This is a genomic window from Streptomyces murinus, from assembly GCF_002154555.1.
In the GTDB taxonomy this organism is placed as follows: Bacteria; Actinomycetota; Actinomycetes; order Streptomycetales; family Streptomycetaceae; genus Streptomyces; species Streptomyces murinus.
This window is the reverse complement of record NZ_MUNF01001044.1, coordinates 1-589: the sequence shown is the minus strand read 5'-3', so window position 1 is coordinate 589 and position 589 is coordinate 1. Positions and strand designations below refer to the sequence as shown.

Genomic DNA, 589 nt, shown 5'->3' with positions numbered 1-589 from the left:
GGCAGGGCGGCGGCGGTCTCCCGGGTGGCGAGGACCAGGGTGGGCCGGGCGTCGCCGAGCATCAGCCGGATCCGCTCGACGGGATAGCCGGGGTCGACGGGGAGGTAGGCGGCACCCGAAGTGAGCACGGCCCACAGCACGGGCACGAGGTCGGCGGAGCGCGGCAGGCAGAGCGCGACCAGGGTCTCGGGTCCCGCGCCNNNNGCTGCTCCTCGGCCGAGAGCATGGGCAGCTCGGCCAGCGGGCGGCCCGGGCCGTCGGCCATGCCTTCCAGCAGGCGGTGCAGATGCGCGGTCAGACGGGCCGCGGTCGCCGCGTCGAACAGGTCCGTGTTGAACTCGGCGGTCAGCACACAGCCGCCGTCCGCGTCCGGCGTGAACTCCAGGACCAGGTCGAAGCGCGCGGCCGGGCGGGGCAACGGGTGCTCCGTGAGGCGCAGTTCACCGGCGCGCGGCGGGACGGGGAGGGCGGTCTGCTGCACGACGAGCACCTGCACCAGCGGGGTGCGGCTGGGGTCGCGGGGCGGGGCCAGTTCCTCCACGACCCGGTCGAACGGCACCCCGTCGTGGGCGAAGGCGTCCAGCACCGT

1 protein-coding gene and 1 pseudogene are annotated in these 589 nt (G+C 75.7%); both read right to left on the bottom strand.

All coding sequences use genetic code 11. From position 1 onward, the window contains the following. A partial coding sequence (locus CCN72_RS41265; protein ID WP_279630326.1) for an AMP-binding protein occupies positions 1 to 182 on the bottom strand: 182 nt, incomplete at its 3' end. A gap of 83 nt (positions 183 to 265) precedes the next feature. Further along, positions 266 to 541, bottom strand: a pseudogene (locus CCN72_RS41260) (hypothetical protein); the annotation flags it as partial. Positions 542 to 589 lie beyond the last annotated feature (48 nt).